Annotated in this window: 16 protein-coding genes, 1 tRNA gene and 1 pseudogene; 13 read left to right on the forward strand and 5 right to left on the reverse strand. The window is 44.1% G+C overall.

Annotated features, from left to right (window positions below; translation table 11 throughout):
• The first annotated feature begins 22 nt into the window (after positions 1 to 22).
• The 4 genes from devC (at position 23) to IQ224_RS07885 (ending at position 2,912) form a co-directional block, all read left to right on the forward strand.
• On the forward strand, positions 23 to 1,195 hold the full coding sequence (gene devC / locus IQ224_RS07870; protein ID WP_194032801.1) for an ABC transporter permease DevC: 1,173 nt from the start codon (positions 23 to 25) through the stop codon (positions 1,193 to 1,195).
• Positions 1,196 to 1,213: 18 nt separating this feature from the next.
• On the forward strand, positions 1,214 to 1,933 hold the full coding sequence (locus tag IQ224_RS07875; protein WP_194032802.1) for a DevA family ABC transporter ATP-binding protein: 720 nt from the start codon (positions 1,214 to 1,216) through the stop codon (positions 1,931 to 1,933).
• Positions 1,934 to 1,994: 61 nt separating this feature from the next.
• Positions 1,995 to 2,086, forward strand: a tRNA-Ser gene (locus tag IQ224_RS07880).
• A 19-nt stretch (positions 2,087 to 2,105) separates the two neighbouring features.
• Positions 2,106 to 2,912, forward strand: coding sequence for a radical SAM protein (locus tag IQ224_RS07885; protein ID WP_194032803.1), 807 nt, complete (start codon positions 2,106 to 2,108; stop codon positions 2,910 to 2,912).
• Positions 2,913 to 3,352: 440 nt separating this feature from the next.
• Here the strand turns inward: IQ224_RS07885 and mrdA are convergent, their stop codons facing one another.
• Entirely contained in the window at positions 3,353 to 5,242 is a 1,890-nt protein-coding gene (mrdA, locus tag IQ224_RS07890) for a penicillin-binding protein 2 (RefSeq protein ID WP_194032804.1), read from the reverse strand.
• Positions 5,243 to 5,631: 389 nt separating this feature from the next.
• Positions 5,632 to 6,741 carry an S-(hydroxymethyl)glutathione dehydrogenase/class III alcohol dehydrogenase gene (locus IQ224_RS07895; RefSeq protein WP_194032805.1) on the reverse strand — a complete coding sequence of 370 codons (1,110 nt, stop codon included), beginning with the start codon at positions 6,739 to 6,741 and terminating at the stop codon, positions 5,632 to 5,634.
• 321 nt (positions 6,742 to 7,062) lie between these two features.
• Here IQ224_RS07895 and IQ224_RS07900 point away from each other — a divergent pair, with 321 nt between their 5' ends.
• From IQ224_RS07900 to IQ224_RS07915, 4 genes and pseudogenes are all read left to right on the forward strand, one after another.
• Positions 7,063 to 8,400, forward strand: a complete 1,338-nt coding sequence (locus IQ224_RS07900; RefSeq protein ID WP_002745376.1) for a P-loop NTPase fold protein — start codon at positions 7,063 to 7,065, stop codon at positions 8,398 to 8,400.
• A gap of 676 nt (positions 8,401 to 9,076) precedes the next feature.
• Positions 9,077 to 10,315, forward strand: a pseudogene (locus IQ224_RS07905) (tetratricopeptide repeat protein); the annotation flags it as partial.
• Between the two features lie 252 nt (positions 10,316 to 10,567).
• On the forward strand, positions 10,568 to 10,903 hold the full coding sequence (locus IQ224_RS07910) for a hypothetical protein (protein ID WP_002745374.1): 336 nt from the start codon (positions 10,568 to 10,570) through the stop codon (positions 10,901 to 10,903).
• Positions 10,888 to 11,121, forward strand: a complete 234-nt coding sequence (locus IQ224_RS07915; protein ID WP_002745373.1) for a DUF2283 domain-containing protein — start codon at positions 10,888 to 10,890, stop codon at positions 11,119 to 11,121. Before IQ224_RS07910 ends, IQ224_RS07915 begins: the two co-directional genes overlap by 16 nt.
• 125 nt (positions 11,122 to 11,246) lie before the next feature.
• On the opposite strand, the gene IQ224_RS07920 is transcribed toward IQ224_RS07915, so the two are convergent.
• The 3 genes from IQ224_RS07920 to IQ224_RS07930 form a co-directional block, all read right to left on the reverse strand.
• Positions 11,247 to 11,660, reverse strand: a complete 414-nt coding sequence (locus IQ224_RS07920; RefSeq protein WP_002745372.1) for a toll/interleukin-1 receptor domain-containing protein — start codon at positions 11,658 to 11,660, stop codon at positions 11,247 to 11,249.
• Between the two features lie 72 nt (positions 11,661 to 11,732).
• Entirely contained in the window at positions 11,733 to 12,164 is a 432-nt protein-coding gene (locus tag IQ224_RS07925) for a toll/interleukin-1 receptor domain-containing protein (protein WP_002745371.1), read from the reverse strand.
• 105 nt (positions 12,165 to 12,269) lie between these two features.
• A complete protein-coding gene (locus IQ224_RS07930; protein WP_036401580.1) occupies positions 12,270 to 12,578 on the reverse strand; it encodes a hypothetical protein in 309 nt (102 codons plus the stop codon).
• A gap of 320 nt (positions 12,579 to 12,898) precedes the next feature.
• On the opposite strand from IQ224_RS07930, the gene IQ224_RS07935 reads away from it, so the two are divergent.
• From IQ224_RS07935 to IQ224_RS07955, 5 genes are all read left to right on the forward strand, one after another.
• Entirely contained in the window at positions 12,899 to 13,249 is a 351-nt protein-coding gene (locus tag IQ224_RS07935; protein WP_002745369.1) for a DUF433 domain-containing protein, read from the forward strand.
• The gene (locus tag IQ224_RS07940) at positions 13,227 to 13,589 is read left to right on the forward strand and encodes a DUF5615 family PIN-like protein (protein ID WP_002737135.1); all 363 of its coding nucleotides are present in this window, start codon (positions 13,227 to 13,229) and stop codon (positions 13,587 to 13,589) included. Before IQ224_RS07935 ends, IQ224_RS07940 begins: the two co-directional genes overlap by 23 nt.
• 10 nt (positions 13,590 to 13,599) lie before the next feature.
• Positions 13,600 to 14,097, forward strand: coding sequence for a DUF29 domain-containing protein (locus tag IQ224_RS07945; RefSeq protein WP_002745368.1), 498 nt, complete (start codon positions 13,600 to 13,602; stop codon positions 14,095 to 14,097).
• A 443-nt stretch (positions 14,098 to 14,540) separates the two neighbouring features.
• On the forward strand, positions 14,541 to 15,173 hold the full coding sequence (locus tag IQ224_RS07950) for a type I restriction endonuclease (protein WP_002745367.1): 633 nt from the start codon (positions 14,541 to 14,543) through the stop codon (positions 15,171 to 15,173).
• Positions 15,174 to 15,392: 219 nt separating this feature from the next.
• Positions 15,393 to 16,547, forward strand: coding sequence for a SpoIID/LytB domain-containing protein (locus IQ224_RS07955; protein WP_002745365.1), 1,155 nt, complete (start codon positions 15,393 to 15,395; stop codon positions 16,545 to 16,547).
• Positions 16,548 to 16,652 lie beyond the last annotated feature (105 nt).

Raw genomic sequence — 16,652 nt, forward strand, 5'->3', positions numbered from 1 at the left:
CACCCCAACACCCCAACACCCAATGAAACTAACCCATCTATTCAAAAAAACGCCCCTATCTTGGTTACAGGTGACGCGAGAGAAAACCCGTTTGATTGTGGCTATTGCTGGGATTGCTTTTGCTGACTTCCTAATTTTTACACAGTTGGGGTTTCGGGATGCCTTGTTTGATGCTTCCGTTAAACCCCATTATGTCCTCGATGCGGATTTAGTCCTGATTAATCCCCAATTTGATACCCTCTTTGCGGTGAAAAGTTTCTCACGCGATCGCTTGTACCAAGCTAAAAGAGTCGAGGGCATTCAATCTATAGCCCCAGTTTATATTGCTTCTGCCCAGTGGCGCAATCCCGAAACTGCCCTAGAAAGAACTACTTTAGTCTTTGGTTTTGATCCCAGTCAACGGGTTTTTACCCTCCCGGAAGTTAATCAAAAATCCAGTGATCTGAAGATGTTAAATCGCGTCTTGTACGATCAAGCAGGAAGACCAGAATTCGGTCCAATTGCCGATTTACTCCAGAAAAACCCCGATTTGACAGTTCAGTTAAATAGAAAAGAGGTACAGGTGGCGGGAATTTTTACCCTTGGTGCCTCCTTTGCTGCCGATGGTAACGTCATTAGCAGTGATTCTACCTTTTTAAGGCTCTTTCCCGAACGTCAACCCCACGAAATCGATCTAGGACTGGTGAAACTGCAACCGGGGGCAAATATCGAGGCAGTAAAAGCCAATTTACAGGCACTTTTCCCGAAAAATGAAGTAATAGTCCTTACTTTAAAAGAATTTGCTGAAAGGGAAAAAACCTATTGGGCAAATGGTACAGCCATTGGTTTTATCTTTGGTTTAGGTACAGTAGTCGGTTTTATCGTCGGTATCGTCATTGTCTATCAAATTCTCTATTCCGATGTCACCGATCACTTACCCGAATACGCTACCCTAAAAGCTATGGGTTACGGTGATTGGTATTTAGTCGGGGTTTTGATGCAAGAGGCTTTATTACTAGCGGTTTTGGGGTATATACCCGGGTTTATCGTCTCTCTCGGTGTTTATAATCTCGCTTCCTCCGCTACACTTCTACCCATAGTGATGACTACCGCTAGGGCGATCGAAGTTTTAATCCTGACAGTTATCATGTGTATTGCCTCTGGAATTGTCGCTATGGGCAAATTAAGGACAGCAGATCCAGCCGATATTTTCTAAGCTATCAAGGGTGAAATAATGCTGATTTTTCAAAAAGAGCGAGAATTAGGGGATTTTAGCCCTAATGAACCCGTAATTGCCATTAAAGGCTTAAATCACTATTTTGGCACGGGGGAATTAAAAAAACAGGTTTTATACGATATCGCTCTGGAAATTAAAGCGGGGGAAGTAGTGATTATGACTGGTCCTTCGGGATCGGGGAAAACTACTTTATTGAGTTTAATGGGAGGTTTGCGATCGGCACAAGCGGGCAGTTTAAAAATTCTCGGCCAAGAAATGTTAGGAATTGGTAAGGGCAAAATGCTGAAAATTCGCCGTCAAATTGGCTATATTTTTCAAGCACATAATTTACTAAAATTCCTGACAGCGAAACAAAACGTTAGGATGTCTTTGGAACTGCACGAGGAGTTTTTAGAACAAGATCTCAATCAAAAAGCCACGGCAATTTTGGAATCGGTGGGTTTAGGGGACCGCGTTGATTACTATCCCCACGATCTATCAGGGGGACAAAAACAACGGGTTGCGATCGCTCGCGCCCTCGTCAGTCATCCCAAATTAGTCCTCGCTGATGAACCGACCGCAGCCTTAGATAAACAATCTGGGCGCGATGTGGTGGAAATCATGCAGAAATTGGCAAAAGAACAAGGTTGCACGATTTTACTCGTCACCCACGATAACCGGATTCTCGACATCGCCGATCGCATTGTCAATATGGAGGATGGTCGTTTAAGCGATTAACTGCCCAAAAATTACTTGCCAAAAATCGGACCTTCATGTTAGACTAAAATAATGTCATCTTGGAGAGGTGGCAGAGTGGTCGAATGCGGCAGATTGCTAATCTGTTGTACGAATCGTAAGACCGTACCGAGGGTTCGAATCCCTCCCTCTCCGTCTTCTTTCGGTATTTTCGATGACTGCTCGCCAAGATTATTTCTGCTCCGTATATGGTCCGGTTGCCTCTTGGCGTTTCGGCAGTTCCCTGGGCATCGATCCGATTGGTTTAGTTTCCACCTGTTCCTTTAACTGTGCCTACTGTCAGTTAGGAGAAATTGAGCAAAAAACCGAGCAACGAAAAATTTTTATCACCAGCGAACAAATTAGCAGGGATTTAAGTGCCTTTGCCCCCTGGGACGTGGATATAGTCACTCTCAGTGGTAGCGGGGAACCCACCCTCGCCCTCAATTTAGGGGAAATACTGGCCACCGTCAAGGAAATAACCGAGCGGCCGGTGGCGGTCTTAACCAATAGTACCCTCTTGGGAGATGCCCAAGTGCGTCAAGACTTGAGCAAAGCTGATATCGTCGCCGCTAAAATCGATGCTGTTTCCGAGGCCCAATGGCGACGGGTTAACCGTCCGGTCCCCGGCCTTGATTGGCAGGGTCTTTGGTGGGGATTAAGACAATTTCGCCAAGAATGGTCGGGAAAACTAGCAATTCAAACCATGCTACTGGCCTCTTGGTCGCCCCAAGATCAAGACCGATACATCGATTTGATGCAACAGCTACAACCGGATGAAATTCAACTTAACACCCCGACCCGTCCCCGGGCCAGACAAAGACAATTAGAAACCCGGGGTAATAATCCCCTCAGCGCGGGCGACGGAAGGCAAATTCTCAAACCCGTCAACGCTGAAATATTGGCAATTTGGGCGGAAAAAATCGCAACGGCCACGGGAATTACCGTGCGCTGTGTGCCGCTTACCGCCACAGGTCTCTAGGGCTTCGGCCGAGGTTTTTCTTCTTTGGGTTTGATATTACTGGACTTCCCCCGTATAAACATACTAGCTATGGCTAAAAGTCTTACAGAGCCTGAGTTAAAGCAATAGAATACTAATGAACTACTGGACACAAAATCCTGAAGTTCTTACGCAGATAGGGTTTGAGGCAAAAATTTTCAAATTTGACCTTTACACCATTATAGCTTGTTTTGGGGCAGAAAACCAGCAAAAACATGGCTACAGAGCGAATCCCTTACTCTAGAGATTAATGACACCATCTGTTAAAATCAGGTTAGCGATCACTATACAGCCAACTCTACGGAATCGCTCTACTCCAGATACAGTCAACGGTACAGCCATTTTCAAGTAAAAAATGTACCCAGTAGCCTCTTTTCAATTTTTTCTTAGAAGCGACCTGCAGTAAGGGTTTTGTTAATTTTTTAGTATTTATGTATGGGGGAAGTCCAGATATTAAAATAGGCCTCCATTACCTGACGTACCATAGGTGCGGCCACTTTACCACCACCACCGCCGGAATGTTCCACAAAGGCGACCACGACAATTTCGGGCTTATCAAAAGGTTTACCCTGAGCTACGTCGAAGGGGGCGAAAGCTCCAAACCAAGCGTGGGACTTGCCCGGAGGTGCTTCTGCTGTGCCGCTTTTGCCCGCTACAGGCGGTAAAGCGGGGTCTGATAGGGCCCGACCCGTTCCTTCCGCTACCACGGCTCTCAGGGACTTTCTCAGGGTGTCTAGGGTGCTAGGTTTCATGTTCAAAGACTTTCGCCATTCCTTAACATCCCGGGCATCCTGTAAAAGGTGCGGTTTCACCAAAAAACCGCCGTTAGCGGGGACAGCAAACATCACAGCTACCTGTAGGGGAGTCGCCAGGGTAAATCCTTGACCGATCGACATATTAATCGTATCGCCTACGGACCAATCCCAGTTTTTAAAATTACGCAGTTTCCAATCGCGATCGGCAATTAACCCCGGGGTTTCTTCCGCTAATTCTATCCCAGTTTTCTGACCGAAACCGTAGCGCCGGGCCATGGCAATTAAAGCCGGTCCCCCCACCCCGCGACCAATTTGACCGTGAAAAGTGTTACTACTCATGGCCATGGCCCGGACAAAACCGATCGGACCAAAACCGGCGTGATTCCATTCCCCGAAAGCTGTCCCCCCCACATAAAGAGCGGCAAAGGTATTTAAGACCGTATTAGGGGGAAATTTCCCCGATTCCATGCCAGCAGTGGCAGTGACGACTTTAAAGGTGGAAGCGGGGGGGAATCCTTGGAGAGCGCGGTTAACAAACGGGTTGCCCTCCGCTTGTAGTTTTTTCCAGGTGGCGGTGGTAATTGGGGCCGAGAAAACATTGGGATCGAAACTAGGATAACTGACCATGGCCCGCACAGAACCATCCCGGGGATCGATCGCCACGATCGCACCTTTGCGTTTTCCTAAAGCGGCCTCGGCGGCTTTTTGGAGTTTTAAATCTATTGTCAGGGTGACATCTTGCCCCGGTTTAGCAATTTTTTGGCCGAGAATTTGGATTACTTGTCCCGATCCGTTGACCTCTAACTGCATTCCCCCCCATTCTCCCCGCAATTTTGACTCGTAGGCGGCTTCTACACCCATTTTACCGACGACATCTCCCAATCGGTAGCCCTGGGGTCTTTTGGCTTTATATTCCTCTGGGGTTAGTTCCCCAGTATAACCGAGAATATGCGCCCCGATTTTACCATTGGGGTAGTAGCGCACTGATTCCACGTCCACTTCAATGCCGGTTAATTCGTCTTTGTATTCCTCTAGGGCGATAATTTGGGCCGGAGTTAAACCCCTAGCGATGCGGATCAGGGTGGAGGGGTTTTCGTCCGCTTCGTTAATGCGTTTTTCTAGGTCGCTTTTGGGAATGGCTAAAATACTGGCTAAACGGTCAAGATTGAGTTTTTGGGCGGGATTACGCTGGGATTTGGGCCAAATATAGGCCGCATGGGTTAAGCGGGCTGTAGCCAAAACTTTGCCATTGCGATCAAATAAGTTGCCCCGGACCGGAGGTTTAGGAAGAATGCGAATCCGGTTATTTTCTGCCCTTTCTCGGTTAATTTGTCCTTGCTGCAGTTGTAAATAGGCCAATCGTGAGCCAACTCCTCCTAACAGGACAAGGCTAATTAAGCCCATAATTAGCCATGACTGACGCTGACGACCGACTAGACGCTCTTTATCTTTGATTTTATTCTGTAATTTATTTGGTGCTGGCCGCGTCGGCGAGGTGAGCGTTTTTTTCGGTTTCAGTTTGACTTTAGTTTTTGATAGGAGTCCGCTATTACGCATTTGTTTAAAGTTAAAAATTTAAAAGTTATTAGGGCAGTTATCAGTTATTAGTCATCAGTTATCAGTTATCAGATTTGAGTTCTAAGTGAGCAGTATTAAATAGTAGTCTGCCACTGTCTTTTCACTGATTACTGATTACTGTTTACTGTTCACTGAAAAAGACGCAATACTAGGTGATTTAGCTCCTCTGTTTACTAAAGTTCAGGGTATCTGCAATATATCTTAACAAAATAAGTGTAAATACTGGGAGTGGAAGGAATCACTCCAGATACAGAGGACACAAAGATTGATCGCTTCTATAGTAAGTTAAAGAGAGCGAGGAAACTGGCGCATACATATAGTTAAGAGTTTGTCAAGTGTTTCTTAACTATATGTAACATTATCCCTGTTCAAAATGTAATCACACTGCGGATAGAATCTCCTTGTCGCATCAGGTCAAAAGCCTCGTTAATTCTTGCCAGAGGTAGAACATGGGTGATTAAATCATCAATATTAATCTTGCCGTCCATGTACCAATCGACTATTTTTGGTACATCTGTACGACCCCTTGCTCCACCAAAGGCCGTACCTTTCCAGACCCGTCCGGTGACTAATTGAAAAGGACGGGTACTAATTTCTTGGCCGGCCCCGGCTACACCGATAATAGTGGCAACACCCCAACCTTTATGGCAACATTCCAAAGCTTGACGCATAATCTGGACATTGCCGATACACTCAAAACTATAATCGGCCCCACCTTTAGTTAAATCCACCAGATAGGCCACTAAATCCCCCTCGATTTCTTGGGGATTAACAAAATGAGTCATCCCGAATTTGGTCGCTAAAGCTTGTTTCTGGGGATTGATATCGACCCCGACAATCATATCGGCCCCCACCAAACGGGCCCCTTGAATAACATTTAAACCGATACCTCCCAGACCAAAAACCACCACTTTTGACCCTGGTTCTACTTTAGCGGTATTAATCACCGCACCGATACCTGTAGTGACTCCGCAGCCGATATAACAGACTTTTTCAAAGGGAGCATCGGGGCGAATCTTAGCTAGGGAAATCTCTGGCAGTACGGTATAGTTAGCAAAAGTCGAGGTTCCCATGTAGTGATAAAGAGGCTGACCATCGAGGGAAAAACGACTGGTTCCATCCGGCATTACTCCCCGACCTTGGGTAAGACGAATTGCTTGACAGAGATTGGTTTTAAAGCTGAGACAGTATTCGCACTGACGACATTCGGGAATGTATAGGGGAATCACAGGATCACCCACTTTTAGGCTAGTGACACCTTTTCCCACTTCTACCACGATTCCGGCCCCTTCATGGCCTAAAATTGAGGGAAATAAGCCTTCAGGATCGGCCCCAGAGAGAGTATAGGCATCGGTGTGACAAACTCCCGTGGCTTTGATTTCTACTAACACTTCCCCCGCTTGCGGTGGTGCTAATTGTACCGTTTCAATAGTCAGGGGTTTTCCCGCTTCTAGGGCAACTGCCGCTCGAACATCCATAGGCTCAAAGCAATAGGTTTTTTCCAGTATAATACCGTTAAACTGCTGAAGTAATTAGTCACTGACTTTTGAAAACCCACAACCGTTGCCTATCAATGCTTTCAGGGATTTATTGCTCTTAGAATTTTTCTGGATGACGACGAAATAATGGAGAGTGACTGGGGTTTGATGGAGAGGTAATATCGGTTTTGGGTGATTTCAGATGATGCACAAGCAATATAGAGCGATACGTCAAAATTGTTGGGGACTGTTGCCTTTTGCCGCCAAATTAAATGCGCCCTAGCTTATACTGGTTTTGTTGCCTTAGCTTCAATCTTTACTATGACTTTTTCCGTATTCGATCGCGCTACCACACTAAAAAAAGCCTTTCGGGCCTGTAACGTTGAGCCATTGGTGGGTGAGGCGATCGCACGGTATTATGTCGATCTCTCGGCAGTGCGGAAGACGGAAGCAATTGAAGGAGTGAATACTATTCTAGATTTCCAGGAGCCTGGAGAATACACCAATATCTTGTTTACCGGACATCGGGGATGTGGCAAAAGTACAGAACTCAAAAGGATTCAGAAACAATGGGAACAGGATTATCGGGTAATCTACCTGGAAGTCGATGAGGAAACTGATATTAATGATGCAGACTACACCGATCTCTATTTAATTGTGATTAAACAGGTGGAATTTGAACTCCGCCAACTAAAGTCAAAGTTAGATTCCGGGCTATTAACCAGTTTCGAGGATTGGTTCAAGGAAGTTACCAAAGAAGATGAACGTTCTGTTGAGAGTTCAATCAGCGTTCAAGCAGAAGCTACTCTGGGACCAGAAGCACCGTTTCTCGCCAAGTTACTCGTCAAACTTCTGGCTCAGATTAAGGGATCTGATAAGAGCAAAACCACCATTCGGCAGACACTTCAGCGAGATATTTCACGGCTCAAAGCAGACATTAATTTATTACTCAGCGATGCGTACAAAAAGATTAAGGACAAATATCCAAAAGGATTTTTAATCATCTTTGATAATCTGGATCGCGTGACTCCTCAGATTGGTGATCGCCTATTTTTTGATCATGGAACCCAATTAAAAGAGTTAAATTGTACCCTAATTTATACAGTACCAATTTCTGTCATTTCTTCTCCTAAAAGTCTGACTAAAGACTTCAGTAATCTGCACATTATGCCAATGGTTAATATTTATCAGTTTAAGCGCGATCGCTGTGATCTGGACTATAATCAACCCGGTCTAGAAGGGATGGCCAGTTTGATTGAGCAGCGGGTCGACAGTGAAGCCGTGTTCGAGTCGCGGGAACAACTAATTGACTTAGCGAAAGCCAGCGGCGGCAATGTACGGCAACTGATGCAACTGATGCGGATTGCCTGCCGGACGGCCAGTACGCGGGGTCATAATAAAATCACGAGCGAGGATATTACCTACGCAGTTAGACAAGAACAATTTAATTTTGAGAGGTTTATTCCCGATGAGCATTACCCCATATTGGCTCAGGTTTGTTTGAAGAAAAACATTCCCAAAGATTTAATCGGACAATTGATGATGTTTAACCTCTCCGTCCTAGAATACAACGGCGATAATCGCTGGAACTATCCTAATCCTGTAGTGAGGCAAAGTGAGTCTTTCCAAACCGCTCTCCAAAACGCTCAACTCCCTTGATCTTGAGCGGGAAGATCGCCAGTTTCTCGTCTTAAACCGGCAAGTATTGGCTGAATTACTGACCTTTATTGACTTTGCCGAAGGATTTACCCTTGGCTTTGTCGAGGTCAATTTCCCGCCCAATGTAGAGATATTGATTCAGGCACTCAAGTCCGATCCAAAGTGTCAGGACATTCAATTCGAGGTATTGAACTTTTCCCACCGACCAGATTTGAAATTTCTGCGAGACGAAATTGTGCAGCAGTTGCCGATTTTACCCCACGATCCCAGTCGCAAATTAGTGCTGTTAATTCGGGGATTGGAAAAGTCGATTGGGGTAGATTTACAAGGGGACTATCCACCAGTTCTGCAAGACCTCAACTTTGTCCGGGATGCCTATAAACGCAGTGTCCCTCATCCGCTTCTGTTTATTTTGCCTGACTATGCGCTCACTCGTCTGACTAAGTTTGCTCCTGACTTTTGGGCTTGGCGATCGGGTGTGTTTTTGTTCCAGACACCCCAAACCACAAAAGACTATGCTCTTGTGCAAACCCTGGAAGCCGATCGCCCCATTGACTCGTCCAAATCGCCGGAGTCCTCAGAACGAATTGCGCTACTGGAAAGCTTATTGATGGACTATCGCCCTTCAGCGGGACATCCTCCTACAGATATAGATCTCAATACCTGTAACATCCTCCTCCATCAGCTTGGAGTCGCCTACCTGAGTCAGCGCAACGCCACCAAAGCCCAAAACTATCTAGAAAACGCCCTAGAACTAGCGCAGCAGCGGCAGGATGTGTCTCTCGCAGCAGAAATATACCAGGATTTAGGAAGAACCTTCGCGCACAGGAGGAGCTGGGAACAGGCGCGACTCTACTTCCAGCAGGCTCTCGAGATCTTCATTGAATATGGGGAGCGCTTCTCCCAAGCCAGCACCCTGCACCATTTGGGAATGGTAGCGCAAGAATTGAGGGAATGGGAACAGGCGCGACTCTACTTCCAGCAGGCTCTCGAGATCTACATTGAATATGGCGCTGCCGGAGGCACGCAAAGCGCCCGCTTCTCCCAAGCCAGCACCCTGCACAATTTGGGAGCCGTAGCCTACGAGGAGAGGGAATGGGAACAGGCGCGACTCTACTTCCAGCAGGCTCTCGAGATCTTCATTGAATATGGGGATCGCTACTCCCAAGCTGGAACCCTGCACTATTTGGGAATCGTAGCGGCAAAATTGAGGGAATGGGAGCAAGCCCGAAGCTACTACCAGCAAGCTATTGAGATCTTCATTGAATATGGGGATCGCTACTCCCAAGCTGGAACCCTGCACAATTTGGGAATCGTAGCGGGAAAATTGAGGGAATGGGAGCAAGCCCGAAGCTACTACCAGCAAGCTCTTGAGATCAAGATTGAATATGGCGCTGCCGGAGGCACGCAAAGCGCCCGCTTCTCCCAAGCCAGAACCCTGCACAATTTGGGAATCGTAGCGGGAGAATTGAGGGAATGGGAGCAAGCCCGAAGCTACTACCAGCAAGCTATTGAGATCTACATTGAATATGGCGATCGCTTCTCCCAAGCCAGCACCCTTGCACAATTGGGAATAGTAGCGGCAGAATTGAGGGAATGGGAGCAAGCCCGAAGCTACTACCAGCAAGCTATTGAGATCTTCATTGAATATGGCGATCGCTATGAGCAAGCCGGAACCCTGCACCAGTTGGGAATCGTAGCGGAAGGAGTTGGGGAATTGAGCCAAGCCAAAAGTTATTACCTGCAAGCCTTACAAATTTGGGCAGAATTTAACGATGGTTACACCATACAAACCTTTTCTTTGCCTCGTCTTGTTGCTCTTTATCGGCAAACACAAGATGAGGAGATTCTTGTCGGTATTGCTTCTGTTTTCGGGGTTGGGGTTGAGGAGTTGCGGGGTTTGCTGGAGGGTTAGGATGGGTTTTGGGCGCAATCATTGTTTGGGCGCAAGCATTGCGCCCCTACGGGGGAAATATTGGTTTGTCTTGGGATCTCGAAGTGTTCGGCGATGAAGCTGTTGAGTAATTCCTTTGAGGCTTGAGGTTAGTATAATTAAATGGCGGGCAATTGTCTTGTCCGCAATCTTTTTTGGAACGCCTTAAACAGAAGTTCCAAGAGCAACTCGACACCATCAACAAACTCCCCGCCTTATTGCGCCGCGCCTTTAATGGAGAATTTAACCATAAACTTTCCCTGTCCCTACTTAGGAGGTGATGTCGAACTAACCGAAGAACGCTTACAACACATTGGCAAAAACCACCCCGACTTATTACCCTCTCATCTCTCAGAAATAGCTCAAACCTTAGCCAATCCCCAACAAATTCGCCGCAGTTCTCGGCTCAATAATGCCCGTCTATTTAGTTGCTGGTTTGACAGCATCCGTCAGGGTAAATATGTAGTCGTCGTTGTTGTCAGTGACCTCAATCCTAGCCGATATTGGATTATTACCGCCTATCTCGCCCGTAAATTAACAGGAGGACAAATCGAATGGCAGCAAACCTAATTATTAAATATGACCCCACTGGAGACATTCTTTATATCAACAAATGCGCTCCCTATCCCGAACAAGAATCCGAAGAATTAGGAGATGATATTATCGTGAGAGTCAACCCAAAAACCGAAGAAATAGAAAACCTAGAAATCCTTTTTTTCTCCCAAAGACTACAAGAAAAAAGCGAACTCCAACTTCCCCTCATCGCCAATCTCCGCTTGGCAGTTTAGTGTAATCAGATTGAGTAAATCATTAAAACAACTTAGCTTATGTCTGCAAATATTCGTCAACAACTCCATCAACAGATCGATCAATTACCAGATCACATATTGGTTTGTTACGCTATAAACTACTACTAAATATAGATATAACCTAAGCCAAAGACACGAAGCAAATCTCGGCATCCTTCTTCAAAATTATCATTAAAATTAATAATTTGGAAGCTAGGTAAGACCCAAGAAAGTTTTGTATATTCACAAGGTTGATAGAGAATTGGCAAAATTTTATCTTCAAAACGCTGATCCTGTAAAGTAAAAATTAGTTCTCGCTTTACCCACATAGAATCGACCGCATCAGGAGAGAGAACGATAATAAACCAATCACATCGCCTCAAAGCTTTCCCAATTTCATCATGCCATTGCTGTGCGCCTAAAATATTAGTTTCACTATACCAAACGGGAACTCCATGACGGCGTAATTCATTGGCCAAATGAGAGACAAACTCTCGATTTTTGCTAGAATGGGAAAGAAAAGCCTCTTGAGGAATCATTTCATACCTATAGTTACAATTAGATAAGGCATAGCTTCTGATTAGGCAAAGCAAATTTAAAAGTGGTACATCTCAGTTAACTTTCAGTCCGTCGGCGCTTGTCACATTTTTAAGTGCTTGTGTAATTTCTTTCAATTCTTGATTGTCTTGTTCAAGATTAGGGACGAAAATCATTGGAAATTTTTTGAGAATCCAAGGAATATGTTCTAGGTTTGAATTATCTGAGGAAGAGACAATAACAGGAATGATACGACCTTGATACTTTTCTTCTCCAATTGCATAACTAATATCAGAAACAACATTAAAAGGCTTCAGTGATTCTGGTGTTAATAAGACTATCATTGCTTCAGATTCTTGTAAGGCTTTACCTATGTTATTAGCCCAGTTTTCCCCGGGTAACATTTCAGCAGCATCCCAAACTTGAAAGCCATCTTCTTTGAGAGAATCAGCAACTCTCTTAGCTAACTTAGCCTCAGTAAAGGCATGACTAATAAAAACTTTCATATTCTTTCTAGCTTCCTCGATATTTAAATTAATTCAACTGATTTATTCATAATCTGCTGACAATTTACTAAGAGTATAGCGTTTTTAGTCGCTAGAGAAACTCATTTACTCCTCGACCTCTTCAGGAATAGATTCAGCAAACTCAAGCATAGCGTCTAAATCGACGGGTTCTTCAGCTAAATTTTCCGTGCTGGCTTCCGCGAGCCCCCGTTTGAGCGACTCGCGGACACTAGGATTCTGAAATACCCATAGTTCTCCCTCTGGAATCGCAACCATGGGAACCAAAAGAAGTTCCCCGCTTGCATTCATCAGTATCCGATAGTGACGGTTGCTACATTGAGTCCCAAGGCTAATCCGTCCGCAAGCATCAGCCTGAATATCTTCTTTAATGAGCGAAAAATTCTGATACTCCATCACGCCTCCTCCTCTCTTCATATACTTATTCTAGATAAGTTGCCTAATTTGGACAATAGGGTTATGTCCATTTAGCTTCTCAGTATCTAAAGAAAACAGGTTAAACTTGTTCGGGCTAGAGCCTTGACAACAAACCCAGTTTGTAGTTGCACTCTCTTCGCTAAATTCTCTCCCCTTTCCTTGTAGGATAGGGTTCAGGGGAGAGGTCAATAATTAAGAATCCAATGCGATCACACTATTCGGCAACGATCAAGTATAATTAAGATAACAATGTTACTTAAAGAATAAAGTTAAGTTTGAATCTTCAATTGGTATAAATCATGCAACTCGAAGACTATTTTAATTTTCTTGCTCCTAACGATATTCGGCTAAAAGGAACCCGCGTCGGTATTGAAACCATTTTATACGATTTCATTTACCAAGCCAAAACTCCCGAAGAAATTGCTAATACTTATCTATCTTTAACCCTCGAACAGGTATATGCGACGATTCTTTATTATCTTCATGATAAAGAAAAAGTGAGCCAATACATCGCCGACTGGCTAGAATGGGGGCGAAAAATGCGAGAAGAACAGCGAAAAAATCCTCCGCCTGTGGTTGAACGACTGAGAAAATTGAAAGCTGAAATAACAGCCAAGCAGAAAGCTAATGACACTGAAATATTTAATTGATGAAAATGTTAATTCGGTGTATCCTCAACAATTGCGTCGCCGAGAACCAGAAATCATTATTCGAGTAGTTGGTGAACCAGATACACCAAAATTAGGTACATTAGATCCAGAAATCTTGATTTGGTGTGAGGTGATGGGATTTATTTTAGTGACAAATAATCGTGCTTCTATGCCAGTACATTTAAGAGAACACTTCAACCAAAACCGTCACATTCCTGGAATTTTTATTCTCAATCAAGATTTAAGTATTGGTGATAACTTGTTAGAATTAATTGTAATTGCCAAAGGTTCTTTTGACAATGAATATGAAGACCGAATTGTACATTTACCGTTAACTTAATGAAAGCCAAATGAACTTATTAAAACAATCGGACATTCAAGAAAATCCCACAACACTTTACGAACAAGATCTTCAGTTGTGGATTGAGCAAACTATTCATCAATTACAGAATCGACAGTTTGAACAACTGGATATAGAAAACTTAATTGAGGAGTTAAAAGATTTGGGTAAGTCAGAGAAACGCGCCTTAGAGAGCAACTTAATGGTCTTGTTGATTCACTTACTCAAATTAAAGATACAGCATGATGCTCCTGAGACAATGAAAGCAAGTTGGTATAACTCAGTAGATGAGCATCGTCAGCGCGTTCAAGATGATTTACTTAAGATTCCCTCTCTTAAATCTTATCTCTTAATCTCCATCACACAAGCCTATTCCAGCGCTCGTAAAGTCGCCATCAAACAGGGTAAACGCGCTCAATTTGGTATTCGTATTCCCCAAGAAAGTGAGTATCCCCTCGCTTGTCCTTTCACACCTGAACAGATTCTAAATGAGGACTTTTACGGATAAAAACGAAAGTAAACATTATCAATAATAAAACCATGAAACCAGAATATGACCTTGCCAACATGAAAAATCGCCCGAATGACCTAACCCTCCTTCCCTGGGAAATAAGGGGGGAATAAAGTTTTTAACACCTAACTACTTATATCTCAATAAATCTCTTGGATAAATCATAGCAAAGTGAACCTTTCATGTACTCTAAATTAAGGAGAAGACGATGGCTAATCTGGATGATGTAGGAAGAGGGAAAGCAGCTGATAAAAACCTGAACGATGCTAACCGAAGCGATGTGCAGGTAAACAAAACAAGACCATATCCTTAACTGTTCTCTCTGATTTAGAGCAGTTAACCCCGTCAGTAACGGATATTTTGCTGGGTTAAAAATTTAGGTAAATTCAATTAAAAATAGCAAATTACCATTAACATAAATCTTAATTAAGGAGGTAAATATGGTTCAAATTTTACAAGCAAAAGAAGTCACCCTCAGAGATTTAATTAGTCATTTTCAACTAGAGTTTATAGAAGATGAGCATTTTTTTGGGGAATGGCAGGAAGACCTAGAAGCAATCTCTGACCAAGAAAAAGAATTGTTAGATAAAATCAAAACAGGTTATTTTAACTTATTGAATTATCCTCCCTTTTTGGAAACTTCGGTGAGGATGACGGTTTTAGATCCATTATTATTTATTGGTAACTTTTATCTATTTCCTTTTCAGATTAAAGCGGAAGAGTCTGTTGAAATTATTACAGAAGATCAAGATTTAATAATTAAGGGAAGGTTAGATACTTTAATTCTAAAAGAGCAATTATGGGTAATGATTATTGAATCAAAACGGGTTATTTATTCCGTTGAAGCAGGTTTACCGCAATTATTAGCTTATTTAATGGCCAATCCTCATCCCAACCGTCCTAATTATGGAATGTTGACCAATGGTTCCGAGTTTTTATTTGTTAAATTATTATGGGACGGTAAACCTTTATACGGAACCTCTCGTTTATTTGCCATGAGAAATCCGGGGGATTTATACGAGGTTCTCAAAATCCTTAAACATCTCTGTCAGTCTAGCGAGGGGGTGGAATGAACCACAGAGACACAAAGGACACAAAGATCGATCGCTTCTATGGTAAGTTAAGCTGATCACACAGAACCTAGAAGAGCCTGGATTGGAGGAGATTCGGCTAATCTAAGGATGGGTGGTTAAGAATTTTTTCGGCTTTTCTTGACTATTTCAGACTGATTTGTCCTAACAAGCTCAAGAATACGAGAGTTTTTCTCTAGAATTGCTCGGCCTGAGAGGGGAATGATAAAGTTAGATAAGAAAATTAAAGATGGTGTGATTAAAGTGAAATTTGCTGCTAGTACCTATTTTTCCCTGCTGCGCCATTGTGCCGTTCCTTTGTTGTCGATCGCCACTTTTACGCCAATTCTCTTAACTTATTTAGCCAAGGAAAAACCAGAAACCCCACAACCGCAGGCAAATCTAGAGACTGCTGCCTCCCCTGCTCCTATTATCCCATCTCCGATCGCCCCCTTAACCGCGCCATCACCGAAACTATCCCCCTCTCCCCAATCTTCTGCGACTCCAAAATCAGCACCCTCTCCCCAGTCTTCCCTCTCCGCACCGAAAAAATTAGCACCCTTTCCTCAGTCTTCTCCTAATACTTCCCCCGCTGCCGCGGCCAAACCGGTAACTAGACAACCTTTAGCGGTTCCCGCTAATTATACGCCGCCGGTCCTAGAAATTCGCGTAGCGATTAAAAGGGATGTGGCCAGTGTTTTGATTGGAGTTAACGGGCCGGCGGTGATCACCGACCGTCAAGGTCGTGGTTTAAAAACGATTGCCACTAACGAGGGTTTACCGGTGATTGCCAGTGCCAATGGCTTAAAAATGGGCGATTTATCGCTGCCAGAGGTGATTTTTGTGCAGCCCACCAGTGCCGATGGTTTAGTTTATGTGGATGATGGTTGGTATCGGGGCAAAGTGCTGCTTGTTGCCCAAGGCGATCGCTTGTTAGTGGTCAATCATGTTAATTTAGAGGCCTATCTCTATAGTGTAGTGGGTAGTGAAATGCACTCCACTGCGCCAATGCACGCTTTAAAGGCACAGGCGATCGCCGCTCGTTCCTACGCCCTAGTACACATGATCCGCCCCGCTAATGCTTGGTTTCATCTGGGCAATACCCAACGCTGGCAGGTATATAAAGGCATTCGCTCGGAGTATCAATCGACTCACCAGGCGGTTAATGCCACTGCTGGGCAGATTCTCAGCTATAAAGGGGGTGTAGTCGAGTCTCTTTATGCCGCCACGGATGAAATTGTCGCTTGGGCCCACGGTGGTCGCGGTATGAGTCAAACTGGAGCTTATAAATTAGCGGAAAAAGGCCTAGATTATCAACAAATTCTCGGTAATTATTATCCCGGAGTTGGTTTAGCTCGTCTAGTTCTACAAAATTAGATTGATTGGCTTTCTCGACTGAAAACTCAAATCTGATCACTGATAACTGATCACTGAAATGCCGAATGGCAGATTTCTAGTAACCGTATTACAATAAACTTTCAA

The sequence above is a fragment of the Microcystis sp. LEGE 00066 genome (genome assembly GCF_015207925.1).
In the GTDB taxonomy this organism is placed as follows: Bacteria; Cyanobacteriota; Cyanobacteriia; order Cyanobacteriales; family Microcystaceae; genus Microcystis; species Microcystis ichthyoblabe_A.